Origin of the sequence: Opitutus terrae PB90-1 (assembly GCF_000019965.1) — a bacterium.
GTDB classification, from domain to species: Bacteria; Verrucomicrobiota; Verrucomicrobiia; order Opitutales; family Opitutaceae; genus Opitutus; species Opitutus terrae.
Map to the genome: position 1 here is coordinate 5,395,787 of NC_010571.1, position 18,727 is coordinate 5,414,513.

Sequence of the window (18,727 nt, forward strand, 5' to 3'; positions counted from 1 at the left end):
GTGCGTGACGGCACCGCGCCTCGGAGCGTGGCCCGTTCGGGGTGGTTTTCGCGTTTATGATCGAACGCCCCACCCAATGAATCGTCGCTCCTTTCTGTCTTCGCTCGCCCTCGCTACCACAGCCGCCGCCATCGCTCCTACCCGCCTTTTTGCCACCACGCCCTCCACGCGACCGCGGTTGGGACTCATCGGCTGCGGCTGGTTCGGTGGCCTCGATCTCGAAAGTTTCCTTCAGCTCGGCGCCGCGGAGGTGGTCTCTCTCTGCGATCCCAACGCTCACGCGCTTGCGAACACGCTTCAGCTCGTCGCCCGGTATCAGGCGACCGCCCCGCGCACCTTCGCCGACTACCGCGGCATGCTCGCGTCGGGTGACCACGATATCGTCATCGTCGCCACGCCGGATCACTGGCATGCACTCCCCGCAATCGACGCGATGCGTGCCGGCGCCGATGTTTACCTGGAAAAGCCGGTAGGAGTCGACGTCATGGAAGGCGAAGCCCTCGTGGCCGCAGCCCGCCAATACCGGCGCGTGGTGCAGGTCAACACGCAGCGGCGCAGCAACCCACATTTCGCCGTCGCCCGCGACCGCTTCATCCGCAGCGGGCGGCTCGGTGCCATCGGTCTCGTCGAAGGCTACTGCTATCTGCCGAACCGGCCGGCGGAGCCGATGCCGCCGGTCGAACCGCCCGCCCACCTCGACTTCAATCTCTGGTCCGGCCCCGCGCCGGTGCGACCTTTCGTCGCCGCCGTCGAATCCCGCGGCTGGCGCAATTTCACGGAATATGGCAACGGCGTGATCGGCGACATGGGCGTGCATGTGATCGATTTCGTGCGGTGGATGCTCGGGCTCGGCTGGCCGGAGTTGATCCACTCGACCGGGGGGATCTACGTCCACCGTGATGCGTCCGCGAACATCTCCGATACCCAGCGCAGTGTCTTTCGCTATCGTCACCTTGACGTCAGTTGGGAACACCGCACGTGGGGCGGCTCGCGCATCCCGTCGCGTCACTGGACCGACCAGTGGGGCGCGAGCTTCATCGGTGAGCATGGCACGCTTCACACGACGCTGTTCGGTTACGAGTTCGTTCCGGCGGACGGCAGTCCGCGCGAAGGCTTTCACCTGCTGTCCCGCACAGGCGATCTCGAGAACATCGATTTCGAGCCATGGATGGACCGATTCCTCGGGATCCAGGCCCTCCACGTCGCTGATTTCCTAAAGTGCCGCGAAACGCGTCAGCGGCCGGCGGGGGATATCGAGGAAGGCCATATCTCGAGCGCGTGCTGCGCCTTGGCGAATATCGCCCAAGACCTCGGCCGCCCGCTCCAGTATGATCCGAAGAACCGGAGCGTCCCCGGTGACGCTGAAGCTACCCGGCGACTCGCGCGCAGCTACCGCGCGCCGTGGGTACACCCGGTCCTCACGCACGTCTGAAGCGCCGCGATGCGCGAAACGAAATCATCCGCGGTTGGCCCGTTTGCGCCGGATTTCTCGTTTGTCTTCGGCATGTCCTCCCATTCCCACCCACTGCTCCGATTCGCCGTGCTCCTGTACGGCTTTGTTTCCTACGCGATTTTTCTCGCGACGTTTCTCTACGCGATCGGTTTCGTCGGCGACTTCCTCGTGCCCCGCTCGATCGACTCCGTTCCCGTCCGCGACACCTGGACCGCCCTGATGATTGACATTGTGCTGCTCGGTCTTTTCGCCCTCCAGCACAGCGTGATGGCGCGCCCGTGGTTCAAGCGCGCGCTCACGCGCTACTTGCCCGAGCCCGCTGAGCGCAGCACCTACGTGCTCATGTCATCGCTCGCCTTGATCCTTATGTTCTGGCGCTGGGAACCCATCGGCGGCGTGATCTGGAACGTGGAGAGCCCGCTCGGTCGCGTGTTGCTCCATAGTGGCTTTGCCTTCGGCTGGCTCACCGTGCTGGTCACCACATTTCTCATCAACCACTTCGACCTGTTTGGCTTGCGCCAGGTCTGGAAATTCTTCCGCCGACAGCGCTACGTCTCGCTGAAATTCGTCACGCCGGGCCCCTACAAGCTCGTGCGGCACCCGCTCTACGTCGGCTGGCTCTTCGCGTTCTGGTGCACGCCGCACATGACTGCCGCCCACCTCGTTTTTGCCGTGCTCACCACCGCTTACATCCTGGTGGCAATCCAGTTCGAGGAACGCGACCTGATCGCGCACCACGGCTCCGACTACACGGAGTATCGCCGGCGCACCCCGATGATGGTTCCGCGCCTCAGCCGGCCGGAAGCCGAACCGTCGCGCCAGCTCTGACTCGCGCCCTCGAGTCTCCGGACGCGCTACAGCGCCCGCTCCGCCCGATGCCTCTGACAGCCTCCAGCCTTTGCCCGATACGGCGCTCCTCGGTTTTTCGTTCACGGTCCGCCTCCGCGCGATTGCCGAGGAGCCCGAGGCCTGTCTGCATGCCGCCCGTGAGCGAGATCAGGAACATTCTCGATTCCGTCGACGACCCGAAGGCGGTCGAGAAACTGCTCCCTCTCGTTTATGACGAACTGCGGCGCCTTGCCGCGCATCGCATGGCCGCGCAACCGGCGGGCCATACGCTGCAGGCGACCGCCCTCGTGCACGAAGCGTACCTTCGGCTCCTCGGCAGCGGCGAACAGAGCTGGCAAAACCGCCGCCACTTTTTCGCCGCGGCTGCCGAGGCAATGCGGCACATTCTCGTTGATCGCGCCCGGCGCAAAGCCGCGGTCCGGCATGGCGGCGGCCAGGCGCGACTCAACCTCGACGACGTGCTGATCGCGTCCGAGGCGAGCGACGATGCCGTTGTCCTCGTCAACGATGCGCTGGAGAAGCTGGCCCGAGAAGACTCTGCCGCCGCCGAACTCGTGAAGCTGCGCTTTTTCGCCGGCTTCACACTCGCCCAAGCCGCCGAGCTGCTCGACTGTTCGGAACGGACCGCCAAACGCACGTGGGCTTATGCGCGCGCCTGGCTGTACGAGGAGCTTCAGCGCACGCAATAGCCGCCCGCGCCGACCCATTCAGGTTTGCGACGACGCGCCTGCTCCACCGCTCAATCTGCCATGTCCGAGCTCTCCAGCCGCGAACGCGAAATTTTTGCCGCGGCACTGGACTGTGTTACGCCGGTCGAGCGCGCAGCTTTTCTCGAAGCCACCTGCGGGGCCGACGGCGCTCTGCGCGCTCGCGTCGAGACCTTGCTGCGCGCGCACGATTCGGCCGGTCGCTTCATGGAAGCCGACGCGCACGCGTCGAGCACGCTCGAAGGCGAAGCGGCGATTCCCGAAGGCCCCGGCACGATCGTCGACCGTTATCGGCTGCTGGAAAAGATCGGCGAAGGCGGCTTTGGTATTGTCTACCGCGCAGAGCAGCAACAACCCGTCCGCCGCCTCGTCGCGCTGAAGATCATCAAGCTCGGCATGGATACACGCGCGGTGGTCGCCCGTTTCGAGGCGGAGCGGCAGGCGCTCGCCGTGATGGATCACCCGGCCATCGCCAAGGTCCTCGACGGCGGCGCGACGGCAAGTGGCCGCCCGTATTTCGTGATGGAACTGGTGTCCGGCGTTCCGATCACGACGTTTTGTACGGAACGCCGCCTGACCGTGATCGAGCGAATCGATCTTTTCGTGCGCGTGTGCGAAGCCATCCAGCATGCGCACCAAAAAGGCCTCATTCACCGCGATCTGAAACCGTCCAACGTACTGGTGGCGCTGCAAGACGGCCGGCCCGCGCCGAAAGTGATCGACTTCGGCATTGCCAAAGCCACTGAACAGCGACTGTCCGAGCACACCGTCTTCAGCCGACTGCATCCGTTCATCGGCACCCCGGCCTACATGAGTCCTGAACAGGCCGGCAGCGACAGTGTCGACGTCGATACCCGCAGCGACATCTACAGCCTCGGCGTGCTGCTCTACGAGTTGCTGACCGATCAGACGCCCTTCGACGCCCGCGCGTTGCTCCGGGCGGGCTATGCTGAGATTCAACGGAGGATCCGGGAACAGGAACCACCCGCGCCCTCGCGGCGACTCGCGACGCTCGACCAGCAGGAGCGGACCACGGCGGCACAACGCCGCCGGCTCGAGCCGGCCAAGCTCACCAGCCAGCTGCGCGGCGATCTCGATCGCATCGTGATGAAGTGCCTCGAGAAAAACCGCGCGCTCCGCTATGAGTCGAGCAGCGCGCTCGCGACCGATTTGACGCGGCATTTGCGCCATGAACCGATTCTCGCCCGCCCCGCGTCGCTACGCTACCGCTCGGGAAAATTCGTCCGGCGCCATGCCCACGGACTCGCCGCAGCCGCGTTGGCAGTCGCCGCATTCGGCGCGTTTGTCGTGTTTCACACGGTGCAACTCACCACCGAGCGCGACCGCGCACAGCACCAGGCGGCCAAGGCGACAGCCCTCGTGCGGCTGCTGACCGAGATGCTGACCGCAGCCGACCCCTACCAATTTCGCAATTCGGCCGAACCGACGGTACGTTCACTGCTGGATCGCGGCGCAGCGCAGGCGCGCACGCAACTCGCAGACCAGCCCGAACTGCAGGCGGAGATGCTCACGATCATCGGACGCGTCTATCAGCGTCTAGGCCGGCACAAGGAGGCGCGCCCGCTGCTTGAACATGCCCTGAAGCTTGGTCGCCCGTTGGCGAACCAACCCAACTTGCTCGCCGAAACGCTCAACGACCTCGGCGTACTTCTGGCGAAGCAGGCAAAATACGACGAGGCCGAAGCACTCTTAACCGAGTCACTGACGCTCCGGCGTCAGCAACGCGAGGCCTCAGCCGAGGTCGCCGTCACGCTCGTCGAACTCGGCCGCGTTCACATCGATCGCGGTTTTCCAACCCAGGCTGAGCCCTTGTTCCGCGAAGCGCTGGCCATCCGGCGCCGCGTGCTCGGTGCGAGGCATCGCGAAACCGCGACGAGCCTCAGCGACCTGGGCTTGCTGTTATGGCAAACTGGCGACGTGGCCGGCGCAGAGGCTCATCTGCGAGAATGCTGGGAGATCAGCAAGGAAGCGCTTGGCGACCATCATGCCGACGTGGGCACCGCGCTTGCCAACCTCGCGCTGCCCGTACTGTACCGCGGGGATCGTCCGCTTGCCGAACAAATGCTGCGGCAGGCGCTCGCACTGCGGCGCCGTGCACTCGGGGCCGAACATCCCCAGATCGCCAGTACGCTCGACAAGCTCGCGCACGCACTGCGCGAACAGGCGAAGTTCGACGAAGCTGAATCGTGTGCCACGGAGGCGATCACCATTGCCCGTAAAGGGTACGGCGAAGGGCACCCGAAAGCAGTCACGTGTATGATCAACCTCGCGCAGATTCTCCTTGAGCGGGGCGAGCCCGCGCGCGCGGAGCCGCTCGCCCGCACCGCGTTTGAACTGCGCCGACAGCAGTTTCCTGACGGCGACTGGCATGTCGCGGTGCCGCAGAGCGTACTTGGGGCCACGCTCACTGCGCTCGGTCGCTATAGCGAGGCAGAGCCTTTGCTCGTCGAGGCGGGCAACCGGCTGAAGGACATCCCCGGGCCGCAAGGCCGCGAAGCCGCCGCCAATCGTGCTCGGCTCGCCGCGCTGCGCCGGGCCTCACCGCGAACTACGACGTCCGAAACCTCTCCCTTGGCGCGCGAGTAAACCTCGGCCGCGGCCACGCCTTGGGCACACCGCGACAGCTGTCGCACCCGCGATAGCTGAAGGTGCCCGGAACAGGGGCGAGTCCACCGACGGGACCCGTTCGCGGGGTCAATGTTTTGCTCGCTGCTCCTGCGCCTGCTCGCGCTGGTGCGTGCGGCCGCGGTAACGCTCGGCGCGTTCGCGCATTTCCTGGCGCATCCCTTCGACCTTCTGCCGCTGCTCCGGCGTGAGTTCGGCGCCCACGGCCTCGTGCATCCGATCGATGATCGAGGTCATCGCACGCACGTTGTCCTCGCGCTGCTGGCGCCATTCCTTCTGCACCTGCAGCAGGATGGGCATGATCTTCTCCCGCTGCGCCGGAGTGATCTGCAGTTCGTGTTCGTAGTGCGCCATGGTCCGCTCAAGCCACGGCGGCCGCCGATCATCACGAAAGGCCTGCCACCGATTGAGCAACGGCCCCCCGGCAATCATGCCCGCCACGAACACGCCGGCGAACGCCACCATTACTTTCCATGGTTTGTTCATCAGCACTTCAATAAAGGTCGAACAGCTCCGTCACCACGACGTCATTCGCAAAAACATCGTCGTCGTTCGACGACGCCACGGCGGAATAGTTGGTGGCGACACTGATCAAGGCGAGCAATCCCGCGAGGCCGAGCGCGCGCCACGAGAACCGCTCGAAGAGCGCTTCCGCCGATATTTTCGGGCCGGCCATCGCTCGCGCCGCGACGCGAGTCGCAAAGCCGTAGGGCGCCGCCGTCTCGCGATCGTCCCGTACCTGCCGCGCGGCCGTGGTGAGCCGCAGCCAAGCTGTCTGTTCGGGTTTCATGATCGTTCCTTTCGTTTAAGATCCTGGAAGAGCTTCTGCAACTTCCGTCGTGCGCGAAATGCACGCACTTTCACCAGCGAGGTGTTCCACCCCGTGAGCGCGCTGATCTCGGCAATCGTCTTCTGCTCGAGATCCAGCAACTGCAGCACGAGACGATCCTGCGGTTTGAGCTGATCGAGCAGCTTGTGCACGAGCTCGTGCGCTGCCAGCGCATCGTCCGGCGCCGCCGCGTCCTCGTTCGTCAACACGGAGTCGAGCACCTTGGCCTCGTTTTCCGACAAGTCCGCCCAACGGAACTCCGGCCGCCGCTGCTGCGCGCGCAGGTGGTCGATGCAGGTCGTCACCGCGATCCGCGACACCCAATGGGTGAACGGCACGCTGCCGCCATACTGTTCCAGCCGGGAAAACATTTTCAGAAAAATTTCCTGGGCGAGGTCCTCCTCCGAGACACGTCGAGGCAGTCGTCCCCGCACGATGCGGATGACGAGCGGATAAAGATGTTCGACGAGTTCGCGCGCGGCGACCTGGTCGCGCTGCCGAACCCGGTCGAGGCAGCCGGCGAGATCGAAGGGCGCGTCGTCCGACATAGGCAAAGTGATGCAACCTCACGCATAACACGCAAGACGGAGCATCGGCGGCCTGGTTACCGAATCGTTACCTGCCGTTTCGCCGAACCATTCCCTGCCGCCAGTCAGCGACACCCCCGGCGGGCCAATCCGCCCGGCCGGCGTGGCCCAAGGCTTCCCTTGACTTCCGTCGGCGGATGCCGATATGCGTTCCTCACTTGATGCGAATTCTCGGCCAGGCCCTCCGACTTACGTCCGCGCACGATCTCTGAATCGCCGCCTAGCGGCCGATCGTGCGTTGTTGGTGCCTGTCCGCCTCCCGTGCCCGGGCTTGGCGTTTTTAGGTCTGTTCCTGTCCGTTCGCCCGTGTTTTAACCTATCTTCCTTCGCACCATGCAGTCAGCTCCTGTTACCAAATACCGTCCGTTCCCTCCGGTCGATTTGCCGAACCGGCAATGGCCCAATCGCACGATCACCCGCGCCCCGATCTGGTGCAGCGTCGATCTCCGCGACGGCAACCAGGCGCTCGCCCAACCGATGAGCGTCGAGGAGAAGCTCGAGTATTTCGAAATGCTGGTGAAAATCGGCTTCAAGGAAATCGAGGTCGGTTTCCCCTCCGCGTCGCAAATCGAGTTCGATTTCTGCCGTCGGCTGATCGAGGAGAACCGGATCCCCGCCGACGTTTGGATCCAGATCCTCTGCCAGTGCCGCGAGGACCTGATCACGCGCTCGCTCGAAGCACTGCATGGCGCCAAGCGGGTGATCTTCCATCTCTATAACTCCACCTCGCCCGCCCAACGCCGCTACGTCTTCAACGCCGAGCGGCCCGCCATCCGGGACATCGCCACGCACGCCGTGTCGTTCCTCAAGTCCCGCATGGCCCCGCTCGTCGCCCAGGGGACCCACATCCGGCTGGAGTACTCACCCGAAAGCTTCACCAGCACCGAGCTCGATTTCGCGCTCGAGGTCTGCGAAGCGGTCACCGACATCTGGCAGCCCACCACGGCGGAGAAGATCATCCTCAACCTGCCCGCGACCGTCGAATACGCCACGCCCAACGTCCACGCCGACCAGATCGAGTGGATGTGCACGCACCTGACGCGCCGCGATCGCACGATCATCTCGCTCCACACGCACAACGACCGTGGCACGGGCGTGGCCGCCACCGAGCTCGGCATGCTGGCCGGCGCCGACCGCGTCGAAGGCACGCTCTTCGGCAATGGCGAGCGGACCGGCAACCTGGATATCGTCACGGTCGCACTGAACCTCTACACGCACGGCATCCACCCGGACCTGGACTTTTCGGACATCAACGACATCCGCGAGGTCTACGAGCGCTGCACGCGGCTCGAGGTGCCGGCCCGGCAACCGTATGCCGGCGAACTCGTCTTCACGGCGTTCAGCGGCTCGCATCAGGACGCGATCAAGAAATCCTGGGACACCCGTAAGTCCACCGAGCCGTGGGATGTGCTCTACATTCCGATCGATCCCGCCGACGTCGGTCGCAGCTACAAGGCGATCATCCGGATCAACAGCCAGTCGGGCAAGGGCGGCGTCGCCTACGTGCTTGAGCACGAGTTCGGCTACCAGTTGCCGAAGCTCATGCACAAGGAGATCGGCCGGCTCATCAACGATCTGGCGGACGCGACCGGCCGCGAGCTCACCGCGCCGGAGATCCACGATGCCTTTCAGCAGGAATACCTGCAGCGCACCGCGCCCGTCGTCCTCGAGACCTTCAAGACCACTGAGCGCAACAGCACGGTGAAGTGCGACGCGAAGATCAGCATCGACGGCCAGGCCCGGAAGCTCACCGCCGAAGGTAACGGTCCGATCGATGCCTTTGTGCGTGCGCTCGCGGAAACCGCGCTGCCGAAGTTCGAGGTGTTGAGCTACGCCGAGCACTCGCTCGGCAAGGGCGCGGAAGCGCGCGCGGTCTCCTATATCCAGGTCAAGACCGAGCGCGGCCACACGCTCTTCGGCGCGGGCGTCGACACCAACATCGAGCTCGCCTCGATCAAGGCGATCGTCAGCGCGCTCAATCGCACTCTGGCGAAGCGGTAATGATTCGTTTGTAGGGCGGGGTCTCCCGGCCCCGCTCTACTTCCCCGGTGTTCTGCTCGCCCGCGCGGATCGGCGTCCGCGGCACGCCCAGGCAAAACGTCGGTCCAAGGCGTTCCCTTCCCCAATGAAAACGCCTTCGTTCTCCGTCTGGTTCACGAGCTTCGCCAAAATTACCGCCCGCGCCACCGGTCGACCTTCGGCCTTCGTGCTCGCGTTCGCCGTCATCCTCGCCTGGGCCGTCACCGGTCCGCTGTTCCACTACAGCGACACGTGGCAGCTCGTGATCAACACCGGCACGACGATCGTCACCTTCCTCATGGTGTTCCTGATCCAGAACACCCAAAACCGCGACACCCAGGCGATCCAAGTAAAGCTGGACGAACTGATCCGGGCCATGGAGGGGGCGCACAACGCGCTGCTCAATCTCGAGGATTTGACCGACGAGGAGCTCGAGCAAATCCGCGCCGATTACGCCAAGCTCGCCACCCAGGCCCGCAAGGACCTGCGCCACGGCCGCTCGGATACGGCGGTCCGCCGTGTGCAGCACGCCCGCTGAGCGCGCTTACCAGCCCGCGCCACGCGTGCTGGTTTTCACCCGCAGCAATCGGTTGTTCGCCGTGATGTAGAGCGTGCCGCCATCGTCGCCCCACGCGCAGTTTGCCGTCGGCACGCCGGTGTTGATCCGGCCGATCAATTTGCCCGCTGGCGTGATTACCAGAATGCCGCCGGGACCAGAGGTCCAAACGTTCCCATCGCGATCCACCTTCATGCCGTCGCACGAGCCCGGCGTCTCCGGCGTGCTGTGCGGCCGGCCGTCGAAGAACAATCGCTCATTCGCGAGCGTGCCGTCCGGCTGCACGTCAAACGCCTGGATGTGCGGATTGCGGTCTTCCGTCGAGCCCACGTAGAGCGTCTTCTCGTCCGGCGAGAACGCGATGCCGTTGGGATACGCGATCGTCTTCGTCAGCAGCGTGACCGTGCCGTCCTTCGCCACGCGATAGACGCCGTGCCACGCCAGCTCCTTCAGCGGCGAATCGTCCACCTCCTTGAAGCCATACGGCGGGTCCGTGAAATAGACCTCGCCGCTTCTCCGTACGGCGAGGTCGTTCGGCGTGTTCAGCCGTTTGCCATCGTAGCGATCGGCGAGTGTCGTGAACCGACCGTTTTCGTAGCGCGCCACGCGCCGCTCGCCGTGCTGGCAAAGCAGGAGCCGGCCTTCGCGATCGACGGCCAGCCCGTTGCTGCCCGGCTCGCGAAACGCCGGATTCGGCTGCAGCAGTCCACTCGGCTTCAGCAACACTTCCGCCTTCGTCATCCCCTCTGCCCAGCGATACACCACGTTCTCGGGCACGTCGGAAAACAGGACCGCGCCGTGATACCATACCGGTCCCTCCGACCAGCGGAAGCCTTCCGCGAGCCGTTCTACTTTGGCGTCATTGGCGACCAGCTTGTCGAAAGCCGGATCAAAGCGCTCGACGAACTCCTTGGCGCCGTCGGCAGCGGTGGCAACGGAGCTCAACAGCGGCAGGCTTAAGCCGATCAGCGGCAGCAGGTATTTCATAGGGTCTTGGCCGCCCTGACGCATTCGGCCGGGCGACGTTGCGCACGATGACACGCGGAATTGTTTTTGCGACTTCTTGCGCGTTTTCTGAGCCCCCCTCAACCTGCTCCGCCATTCATGAAATTCACGCCTGCCAAGCCGCCGCTTACCGGTGAGACGCTCGAGTCGCTCACCGCGCGGCTGCGCGAACGCGGCGAACCGGCCTTCCGCGCCAGCCAGATCCTCGACTGGGTCTACAAAAAGCGTGCCCGTTCCTGGGACGGGATGACCAACCTTCCCAAGCCGCTGCGGACGTGGCTGGACGACACGTTCGACCTCATGCCGGCCACGCTGGTGCTCAACAAGCAGTCCGCCGACGTCACCGACAAGCTCCTCCTCGAACTGCGCGACGGCTCGCTGATCGAGACGGTGATCATTCGTGCGCCGCAGGAAGGCGTCGGTCAGGACCACTCACGCAAGACGATCTGCATTTCCACCCAGGTCGGCTGCGCCATGGGCTGCGTCTTCTGCGCCAGCGGACTCGCCGGACTCAAACGCGATCTCTCTGCCGGCGAGATCGTCGCGCAGTTGCTGCAAGTCTGCTATCGCGAGGACGCGCTGACCCCGCGCGCCCACATGGAACTGGCGTCGTTCGACAACATCGTGGTGATGGGCATGGGCGAACCGCTCGCCAACTACGACGCGCTCATCCGTGCGCTCACCATCCTCAACGCCGACTGGGGCCTCGGGTTTGGCGCCCGCCGGATCACGGTTTCCACCAGCGGGCTCGTGCCGAAAATCCTCCAGCTCGCCGACGAGCCGCTCGGCTTCCGGCTCGCGATTTCGCTGCATGGCGCGACCGACGAGGTCCGCGAGAAAATCATGCCGGTCAACAAGGCCTTCCCCCTCGCGAAGCTGCTGCCGGCCGTGAAGGCATTTTCGGAAAAACACGGAAGGATGATCACGCTCGAGTTCATCCTGATCGACGGCGTGAACGATTCGCTCGAGCAGGCGGAAAAGCTGCGCGACATCGCGCTCGACCTCCACGCGCACGTAAACCTCATTCCCTACAACACCGTCGAGGGCCTCGCCTGGAAACGGCCGTCGATCACGCGTCAGGAGCGTTTTGCCGACGTGCTGCGCGCTCGCCGCGTGTCGGTGACGCTACGTCGCGAAAAGGGCCACGACATCGACGCCGCGTGCGGCCAGCTCCGGCTTAAGACAGAGAAGGAGCGCCAGGTTTTGGCTGCCGCCAAGACCTAGTCGCTACTGCAGCCATTCAGATGGCCTTAGGTTTTTGCGCCGCAAAAACCTTTTTTCTTGCACGCCGCAGCCGGCCTTTTTTAACCGCACACTCCCGGCGATACCGGCGGAACTTATTCCGCCGCGCCGGTCACACTGCCAATTCGTCTACCCGCTTCATCCCATGATTGAAGTCAAAGGCCTGGTCAAAACCTACGGCACCAAGCGCGCGGTCAATGGCGTGAGTTTCTCCGTTCGCCGCGGCGATATTCTCGGTTTTCTCGGGCCCAATGGCGCCGGCAAATCGACCACGATGAAGCTGATCACCGGCTTCCTGCGGCCCAATGCCGGCACCGCCATGGTCGATGGCATCGACGTCACCCTCGATCCCGTCGCGGTGAAATCGAAGCTCGGCTACCTGCCCGAAAGCGCGCCGGCTTATCCGGAAATGACCGTCGAGGAGTTCCTCGGCTTCATCGCGGAGGTGCGCGGATTTCGAGCGAAGGACGCGCGGCAAGCTGCCGTCGAGCGCGTGATCGCCCTCACCCACCTCGTCAGCGTCCGGAAGCAGACGATTGAAACGCTCTCGAAAGGCTACAAGCAACGCGTCGGCTTCGCGCAGGCCCTGCTGCACGATCCGCCGGTGCTGGTCCTCGACGAACCCACCGATGGTCTCGATCCGAATCAGAAGAACGAGGTCCGCGCGCTGATCAAAAAAATGGCTGCCGAAAAGGCCGTCATCCTCTCGACCCACATTCTCGAGGAGGTCGACGCCATCTGCAATCGGGTGATCATCATCTCGGAGGGCAGGATCGTCGTCGACGAAACGCCGGCGCAGCTTCGGGCCCGCCAGCCGGGCGCGCGGCTCGACGAGATCTTCCGCACCCTCACCAGCGTCGACGCCTGACTTTCCTGGGAGCACGGCCGCCCTCGGCCGCCGAATGATGCGACCGAGGGCGGTCGCGCTCCTACCCATCCACTTCGCCATGCGCCAGATTACTCCCGTCTTCAAACGCGAATTCCTCGGCTATTTCCGCTCGCCCGTCGCCTACGTGGTGCTGGTGGCGTTCCTCGTTCTCTCCGTCTCGCTCGCCTTCTCGCGGTTCGGCGGATTTTTCAAGGCCGGCACCGCCGGACTCGAGAGTTACTTCGTCTTTTTCCCGTGGCTGTTCCTGTTTGTTGTGCCCGCCGTCGGCATGCGGCTCTGGGCCGAGGAGCGTCGTTCGGGCAACGTGGAGCTGCTGTTCACGCTGCCGATTACCACGCTCGAAGCGGTGGTGGGAAAGTTTCTTGCCGGCTGGGCATTCCTCACCGTCGCGGTGCTGCTGAGTTTCCCAATGGCGATCACCGTCGCGTATCTCGGCGACCCCGACTGGGGCGTGATGATCAGCACCTATCTCGGCACGATCCTGATGGCCGGCGGTTACCTCGCCGTGTGCGCGCTGATGTCCTCCCTGACCAAGAATCAGGTGATCGCGTTCGTGCTCGGGCTGATCGTCTGCGCCGTGCTGCTGTTCCTGGGCTACAGTGGCTTCACCGAGGTGCTCCAGAGCGTGTTCCCGGTCGCGCTCGCCGATGCGTTCGCGAACTTCAGTTTCATCACCCATTTCGACGCCTTCACCAAGGGCATCGTTGATCCGCGTGACCTGATGTTCTTCGTCTCGTTGATCGGCTTCACCCTCTTCCTCAACGTGGTCGCACTCGAGCGCTAGCTGACCGGCTCTCAACTCTCATCTCTCAACACTCATCTCAGCGATGAAACTCGGCCGCAAAGCCCTCACGATCGCCCTGCTTTTTGTCGGGCTCGTGCTCGTCAACTATCTCGCGTCGTCGATTCCCGCACGGCTCGATCTCACCGCCGAATCGGTCTACTCGCTCTCGCCCGGCACCAAGGCGATGCTCGGCAAGATCGAGGAGCCGGTCACGCTCGAGCTCTACTTCACGAAGAACGCGTCCGGCCTCCCGATCGCCTACAAAAACTACGCCACGCGCGTGCAGGAGATGCTCCGGCAATACGTGCGCGCCAGCGGCGGCAAGCTCCGGCTCGATGTCATCAACCCGCGGCCGGATACGCCCGAGGAGGAGCGCGCGACCGCCGCCGGACTCACGCCGCAGGTCGCGCAGACCGGAGGCGAACAGTTCTTCTTCGGACTCGTGGTGATCCAGGCGGATCAGCAGAAGACGATCCCGGCGTTCACGCCGCAGCGCGAACAGTTCCTCGAATACGATCTCTCCAAGCTGATCTACAGCGTGCAGCAGTTCGACAAGCCCAAGCTTGGCCTGCTCACCAGCCTGCCGCTGCTCGGCACCAGCCCGCAGGAGATGCAAATGATGATGATGATGCGCCGGCAGCCGCAGCCCGGCCAGTTCATCGCGGAGGAATGGCGCGAATCGTTCGAACTCGTCACCGTCGAGCCGACCGCGACCGAACTGCCCGGCAACCTCGACGCGCTCGCCGTCATTCACCCGCAGAATCTCTCGTCCAAGCTGCAGTTCGCGATCGACCAGTTCCTACTCGGCGGCAAGCCGGTGTTCCTCTGCCTTGATCCGTCCTCACAGTATTTCAAGCGCCAGAGCAATCCGCAGCAGATGATGATGGGCGGCGGCGCGGCCAACGTATCCAGCGATCTGCCCACCCTGCTCGGCGGCTGGGGACTCACCTACAACGCACAGAAAGTCGTCGGCGATCCCGTCAATGCCACGCAGGTTCAGACTCAGGGCGGCGGGCTCGCGCGTTACCCGATCTGGCTGAGCCTGCGGCAGGAAAACTTCAGCGCCACCTCGATGGCCACCGCGCAGCTCAAGTCGATGCTCTTCATCGAGCCCGGCAGCGTCGCATTGAAGGAAGGCGCCGGCGTGACGTTCACGCCGTTGGTGGAGACGTCCACGCAGGCCGGCGAGCTCGACGGAATGATGCTCCAGTTTGCGCAGCCCGACGATCTCGCCCGTCAGCTCACGCCCAGCGGCAAAAAGACCATCGCCGCGCTCGTCACTGGCAAGTTCAAGAGTGCGTTCCCCAACGGCGCGCCGAAGGACGAGCCCAAGCCGGACGACAAAAAGGACGCCGCCGCAAAATCTGATGTAGCCGGGGTCGCTGACCCCGGCCCGGGCTCAACGAGCCCGGCTACAACCCTGAAAGAGTCCAAAGGCACGTCGACGCTGCTCGTCGTCACCGATACCGACTGGCTGTTCGACGACTACAGCGTCCGCAAATTCAACTTCTTCGGCCAGACCGCCGCGGAACCATTCAACGACAATCTCGCGTTCGGCGCGAACGCTGTCGACTTCCTCGCCGGCTCGCAGGATCTCGTCTCGATTCGCGGCAAGGGTTCGTCAATCCGGCCGTTCACCGTCGTGCGACAGATGGAAGTCGAGGCAAACAAGAAGTACCAGGAAAAGCTCACCTCGCTCGAGGCGCAGTTGTCCTCAGTGCAAACCAAGCTCAGCGAACTGCAGGGCAAGAAGACCGAAGGCAATCGTCTCGTCGCCTCGCCCGAGGTCACGAAGGCAATCGAGGATTTCCAAAAGCAGTCCGCTGCGCTGCGCGGCGAGCGCCGGCAGATCCGGCGCGCCCTGCGCGAGGATATCGATGCGCTCGAAAACCGGCTGCTTGTGCTCAATCTCGTCGCATCCCCGCTGCTGGTGGTCGCCTTCGGCCTCTGGTTCTACCGCGCCCGCCGGAAATAAACCTTCCCTCCGCGATCATCAGGATTTCTCGCGATGAAACTCCGCACTTTGTCCATCGTAGTCCTCGTTCTCGCAGCGCTCGCCGTGCTCGCGTACGTGCTCCAGCGGCCCGCCGCGCCCGCCGCCGCCGACGCGCGCGTCGGCCAGCCCCTCGTCGGCTCCGGTGCGATCGAGAAGATGGCGACGCTGAAGCTCTCCGATCAGGGCAAATCCGTCAGTCTCGTCCACCAGCCCGATAATTCCTGGAAGGTCGCAAGCTACTACGATCTCCCCGCCGACTTCTCCAAGCTTTCGCGCTTCATCAGCGATCTCACCGAAGCCAAGGTGCAGCGGCTGGTCACGAGCAAACCGGAGCGGATCGCGCGGCTCGAGTTCAAGGACACGAAGCTCGAACTCCTCGACGCGGCGAACAAACCGCTCGTCTCCCTCACGCTCGGCAAAAACGCCGACACCGGCGGCCGGTATGTGCGGTATGACGACGAGACCAAGGCTTATCTCGCCAACCTGAATGCCTGGCTCGATGCCGAATCGAAGAACTGGGCGAACTCGCAGTTGATCGAGGTGAAACCAGAGGATTTGGCCAAGGTGGAGCTCACCTTTCCGGACGGCGCGACCGTCGTCGCGTCGCGCGCGAAGAAGGAGGACGCTTGGAAAGCCGAAGCCGCGCCCGAAGGCCAGCAGCTCAAGGCCGACCGAATCTCCTCGCTGCTCAGCTCGCTCTCAAACCTCCGCTTCTCGGACACGGCCGAGCCCAATGACCCGCGCGCCCAAGAAGCGAAGGCCCACCAGCGCACGGTCAAATTGACCACGTTTGATCAGAAAACCGTGACCATCGCGCTGGGTCGCAAGCCCGAGGAAAAGAAGCTGAAGCCCCCGGCGCCAGGTGCAGACGGCAAGAGCGGGCCCGCCGCGCTCGGCTCGGTGAGCGACCTCGCGAAAAAGGAACCCGCGACAGACTCGGCCAAATCCGATGAGGAAAAATCGCCCACCGAGCCGAAACCGCTCGCACCGGAATACGAAACCGTCCCCGCGGGTCCCGTCTTCGTCTCGGTGTCGAACAGCGATTCCACTGCGCCAGTCAACGCGCTGATGGCGAAACGCGCGTTTCAGATTTCCGATTATGTCTTCACCGGGCTCCCGCAAAAGCGCGAGGACTTGTTCGAGCCCGTTCCGCCGCCTGCGGCGACGACTGCTCCTGCAGCCGCGACACCCGACGCCGCGAAACCGCCGGCGCCGTCCTCGCTCCCCGAGCCCACGAAGAAGTAGGCTCGTCTGTAGGGGGCTCCCGCCCCCGCCGCCTGCGTTCCCCACCCGATCGCGGGTGTCATCCGCCACTCGCGCCTTTACACGCATCACGTCTTCCGTATGCGTTGATGCCTTATGTTGCCCGACCGGCCCATCGCCGAACTCTTCGCCACGCGCCGCCCGGTGCGCTCGCTGGAGTTTTATCCGCCCAAGGACGCGGCCGGCGTTGAGGCGCTGCGCGCCACCGCGCATGCGCTGCGGCGGATGCTGCCCGATTTTGTCTCGGTGACCTATGGCGCCGGCGGCAGCACCCAGGAGCGGACCGCGCAGGTGAGCTCAATCCTGCGCAAGGATTGCGGCTTCACCGTCATGCCGCACCTCACGTGCGTCGGACACTCGCAGCTGGAACTCGCCGCGCTTGCCGACGGTTTCCACGACCACGGTTTCCGGAACATCATGGCCTTGCGTGGCGACCCGCCCAAAGGCTCGGCGCAATTCACACCGCAGCCAGACGGACTCCGCTATGCCGCCGATCTGGTCACGCTGCTGAAATCGCGGCACACTGATTTTTGTCTCGGTGTCGCCGGCTATCCGGAAAAACATCCCGAAGCCGCTTCGCTCGACGTGGATCTCACCAACCTGAAACGCAAGGTCGATGCCGGGGCCGATTTCATCACCACGCAGCTCTTCTTTGACAACACGGTCTACTACCGCTTCGTCGAAAAATGTCGCGCCGTGGGGATCACAGTTCCGATCGTGCCCGGGATCATGCCCGTACTCTCCCTGCACCAGATCCAACGGTTCACGGCGATGTGCGGTGCCACGCTGCCGAAACAGCTCATCACCCGGCTCGAAGTCGCGGCGGAGAACACCGATGTGGTCGAGACGATCGGCATCGACTGGGCGTTGACACAGATCCGCGGTCTGCTCGCGAACGGTGCGCCGGGTTATCACCTCTACGTGCTGAACCGCGCGAAAGCCGCGCTCGCCCTCACCGCCGGGCTCGCCGCATAGGGTTCTCACCGTACGCCAACGCTTGTGTGGGAGCGCGGCCAGTTTACCCCGACGCGTCGGGGTCCCCGGCCGCCTCCCGCCCCGTTGCGGGCGAGACGCCCGCATCCCAGCACTATCCGCCCGCAAACACGGGCCGGAAACCGGCCTCGCTCAGGATCCGCGCCACGGTCTCGCGCTGATCGCCTTGGATTTCGATCTGGCCATCTTTCACCGTTCCCCCGCAGCCGCATGCCGCGCGCATCTTTTTCGCGAGTTGCTCTTTCTCGGGCAGGCCGATGCCTACAAATCCGCTGACGACGGTCACCGTCTTTCCGCCCCGCCCACCGGTCTCGCGCTTGATGTCGACGCGCCCGCGGTTTTTTGCCGGCTCAGCCGATTTTGTTGCAGCCGGGCTCGCTGAGCCCGGTCCGGGGCCAGCGGCCCCGGCTACAAGCCGGGCTGGATTCGCTGGCGCTAATCCAGCGCTGCTGAGCGCGGCGAACGGATTTTGGCCGAGCGCGCCGCCGCCATCGGTTGGAACTTTGTCCTTGGCCGCCATGGTCAGCTCCTCGCGGCCCGACCGCCGCATGCGCCGACGGGAATGTCACTCGCGCCACCGAGGAACATCAGCGCTTTCGCATAGCTCCGGTTTTGCAGAAAATGCACGAGTTGCGGATGCAAGCTGGCCCGCCCGCGCGCGAGGAGATCGTCCACTCGCTCCATCGCGACGGCGATCCGCGTTCCATCCCGCGCCTCGATGGCGTCGAGCAGTTGCTGCACCGAATTCTTGATGTCCCTTTCCATGGCTATGACGTGCGAAATCTAATTCCGCAGTTACTCTCGTTAAGCGCGATTGCAATCCCGACCTCTGTCGCCCCCAAGCTTGTGTCCCCGTAAATCTGATGTTGTTTTGTCCGACCTTCTTACAGTGATGCCTCGCACCTCCGT

The 18,727-nt window shown here is 64.2% G+C and carries 18 protein-coding genes; 12 read left to right on the top strand and 6 right to left on the bottom strand.

Annotation, left to right across the window (positions count from 1 at the left end; translation table 11 throughout):
* The first annotated feature begins 76 nt into the window (after positions 1–76).
* From OTER_RS21070 to OTER_RS24610, 4 genes are all read left to right on the top strand, one after another.
* Positions 77–1,432, top strand: a complete 1,356-nt coding sequence (locus tag OTER_RS21070) for a Gfo/Idh/MocA family protein (protein WP_012376973.1) — start codon at positions 77–79, stop codon at positions 1,430–1,432.
* Positions 1,433–1,504: 72 nt separating this feature from the next.
* Positions 1,505–2,281, top strand: a complete 777-nt coding sequence (mddA, locus tag OTER_RS21075) for a methanethiol S-methyltransferase (protein ID WP_044892792.1) — start codon at positions 1,505–1,507, stop codon at positions 2,279–2,281.
* A 149-nt stretch (positions 2,282–2,430) separates the two neighbouring features.
* On the top strand, positions 2,431–2,991 hold the full coding sequence (locus OTER_RS21080; RefSeq protein ID WP_012376975.1) for an ECF-type sigma factor: 561 nt from the start codon (positions 2,431–2,433) through the stop codon (positions 2,989–2,991).
* 60 nt (positions 2,992–3,051) lie between these two features.
* Positions 3,052–5,616: a serine/threonine-protein kinase gene (locus OTER_RS24610; protein WP_012376976.1), complete on the top strand. Its 2,565-nt coding sequence runs from the start codon at positions 3,052–3,054 to the stop codon at positions 5,614–5,616.
* Positions 5,617–5,724: 108 nt separating this feature from the next.
* Here the strand turns inward: OTER_RS24610 and OTER_RS21090 are convergent, their stop codons facing one another.
* The 3 genes from OTER_RS21090 to OTER_RS21100 are packed head-to-tail and all read right to left on the bottom strand — an operon-like array spanning position 5,725 to position 7,032.
* Positions 5,725–6,141 carry a hypothetical protein gene (locus OTER_RS21090; protein WP_012376977.1) on the bottom strand — a complete coding sequence of 139 codons (417 nt, stop codon included), beginning with the start codon at positions 6,139–6,141 and terminating at the stop codon, positions 5,725–5,727.
* A gap of 7 nt (positions 6,142–6,148) precedes the next feature.
* Positions 6,149–6,445, bottom strand: coding sequence for a hypothetical protein (locus OTER_RS21095; protein WP_012376978.1), 297 nt, complete (start codon positions 6,443–6,445; stop codon positions 6,149–6,151).
* Complete coding sequence (locus OTER_RS21100) at positions 6,442–7,032, bottom strand: RNA polymerase sigma factor (protein ID WP_012376979.1); 591 nt, start codon at positions 7,030–7,032, stop codon at positions 6,442–6,444. The genes OTER_RS21095 and OTER_RS21100 overlap by 4 nt, the downstream gene beginning before the upstream one ends.
* A 372-nt stretch (positions 7,033–7,404) precedes the next feature.
* Here OTER_RS21100 and leuA point away from each other — a divergent pair, with 372 nt between their 5' ends.
* Together leuA and OTER_RS21110 are read left to right on the top strand one after the other, a co-directional pair.
* Positions 7,405–9,072 (top strand): 2-isopropylmalate synthase, encoded by a 1,668-nt coding sequence (gene leuA, locus OTER_RS21105; RefSeq protein WP_012376980.1) that lies wholly within the window; start codon positions 7,405–7,407, stop codon positions 9,070–9,072.
* Between the two features lie 124 nt (positions 9,073–9,196).
* Positions 9,197–9,628, top strand: coding sequence for a low affinity iron permease family protein (locus tag OTER_RS21110; RefSeq protein WP_012376981.1), 432 nt, complete (start codon positions 9,197–9,199; stop codon positions 9,626–9,628).
* Between the two features lie 6 nt (positions 9,629–9,634).
* Here the strand turns inward: OTER_RS21110 and OTER_RS21115 are convergent, their stop codons facing one another.
* Positions 9,635–10,633: an SMP-30/gluconolactonase/LRE family protein gene (locus OTER_RS21115; protein ID WP_044891931.1), complete on the bottom strand. Its 999-nt coding sequence runs from the start codon at positions 10,631–10,633 to the stop codon at positions 9,635–9,637.
* A 117-nt stretch (positions 10,634–10,750) separates the two neighbouring features.
* Here OTER_RS21115 and rlmN point away from each other — a divergent pair, with 117 nt between their 5' ends.
* From rlmN to metF, 6 genes are all read left to right on the top strand, one after another.
* Complete coding sequence (gene rlmN, locus OTER_RS21120; protein ID WP_012376983.1) at positions 10,751–11,875, top strand: dual-specificity RNA methyltransferase RlmN; 1,125 nt, start codon at positions 10,751–10,753, stop codon at positions 11,873–11,875.
* Positions 11,876–12,038: 163 nt separating this feature from the next.
* Positions 12,039–12,761, top strand: a complete 723-nt coding sequence (locus OTER_RS21125; RefSeq protein WP_012376984.1) for an ABC transporter ATP-binding protein — start codon at positions 12,039–12,041, stop codon at positions 12,759–12,761.
* A gap of 79 nt (positions 12,762–12,840) precedes the next feature.
* A complete protein-coding gene (locus OTER_RS21130) occupies positions 12,841–13,566 on the top strand; it encodes an ABC transporter permease (RefSeq protein ID WP_044891932.1) in 726 nt (241 codons plus the stop codon).
* Between the two features lie 43 nt (positions 13,567–13,609).
* The gene (locus OTER_RS21135) at positions 13,610–15,541 is read left to right on the top strand and encodes a Gldg family protein (RefSeq protein WP_012376986.1); all 1,932 of its coding nucleotides are present in this window, start codon (positions 13,610–13,612) and stop codon (positions 15,539–15,541) included.
* Positions 15,542–15,574: 33 nt separating this feature from the next.
* Positions 15,575–16,807 carry a DUF4340 domain-containing protein gene (locus OTER_RS21140; protein ID WP_012376987.1) on the top strand — a complete coding sequence of 411 codons (1,233 nt, stop codon included), beginning with the start codon at positions 15,575–15,577 and terminating at the stop codon, positions 16,805–16,807.
* A gap of 114 nt (positions 16,808–16,921) precedes the next feature.
* On the top strand, positions 16,922–17,800 hold the full coding sequence (metF, locus tag OTER_RS21145) for a methylenetetrahydrofolate reductase [NAD(P)H] (RefSeq protein WP_012376988.1): 879 nt from the start codon (positions 16,922–16,924) through the stop codon (positions 17,798–17,800).
* Between the two features lie 112 nt (positions 17,801–17,912).
* On the opposite strand, the gene OTER_RS21150 is transcribed toward metF, so the two are convergent.
* Both OTER_RS21150 and OTER_RS21155 read right to left on the bottom strand, forming a co-directional pair.
* Complete coding sequence (locus tag OTER_RS21150; RefSeq protein ID WP_237702400.1) at positions 17,913–18,368, bottom strand: translation initiation factor; 456 nt, start codon at positions 18,366–18,368, stop codon at positions 17,913–17,915.
* The gene (locus tag OTER_RS21155; RefSeq protein ID WP_012376990.1) at positions 18,341–18,583 is read right to left on the bottom strand and encodes a hypothetical protein; all 243 of its coding nucleotides are present in this window, start codon (positions 18,581–18,583) and stop codon (positions 18,341–18,343) included. The genes OTER_RS21150 and OTER_RS21155 overlap by 28 nt, the downstream gene beginning before the upstream one ends.
* Positions 18,584–18,727: the final 144 nt, after the last annotated feature.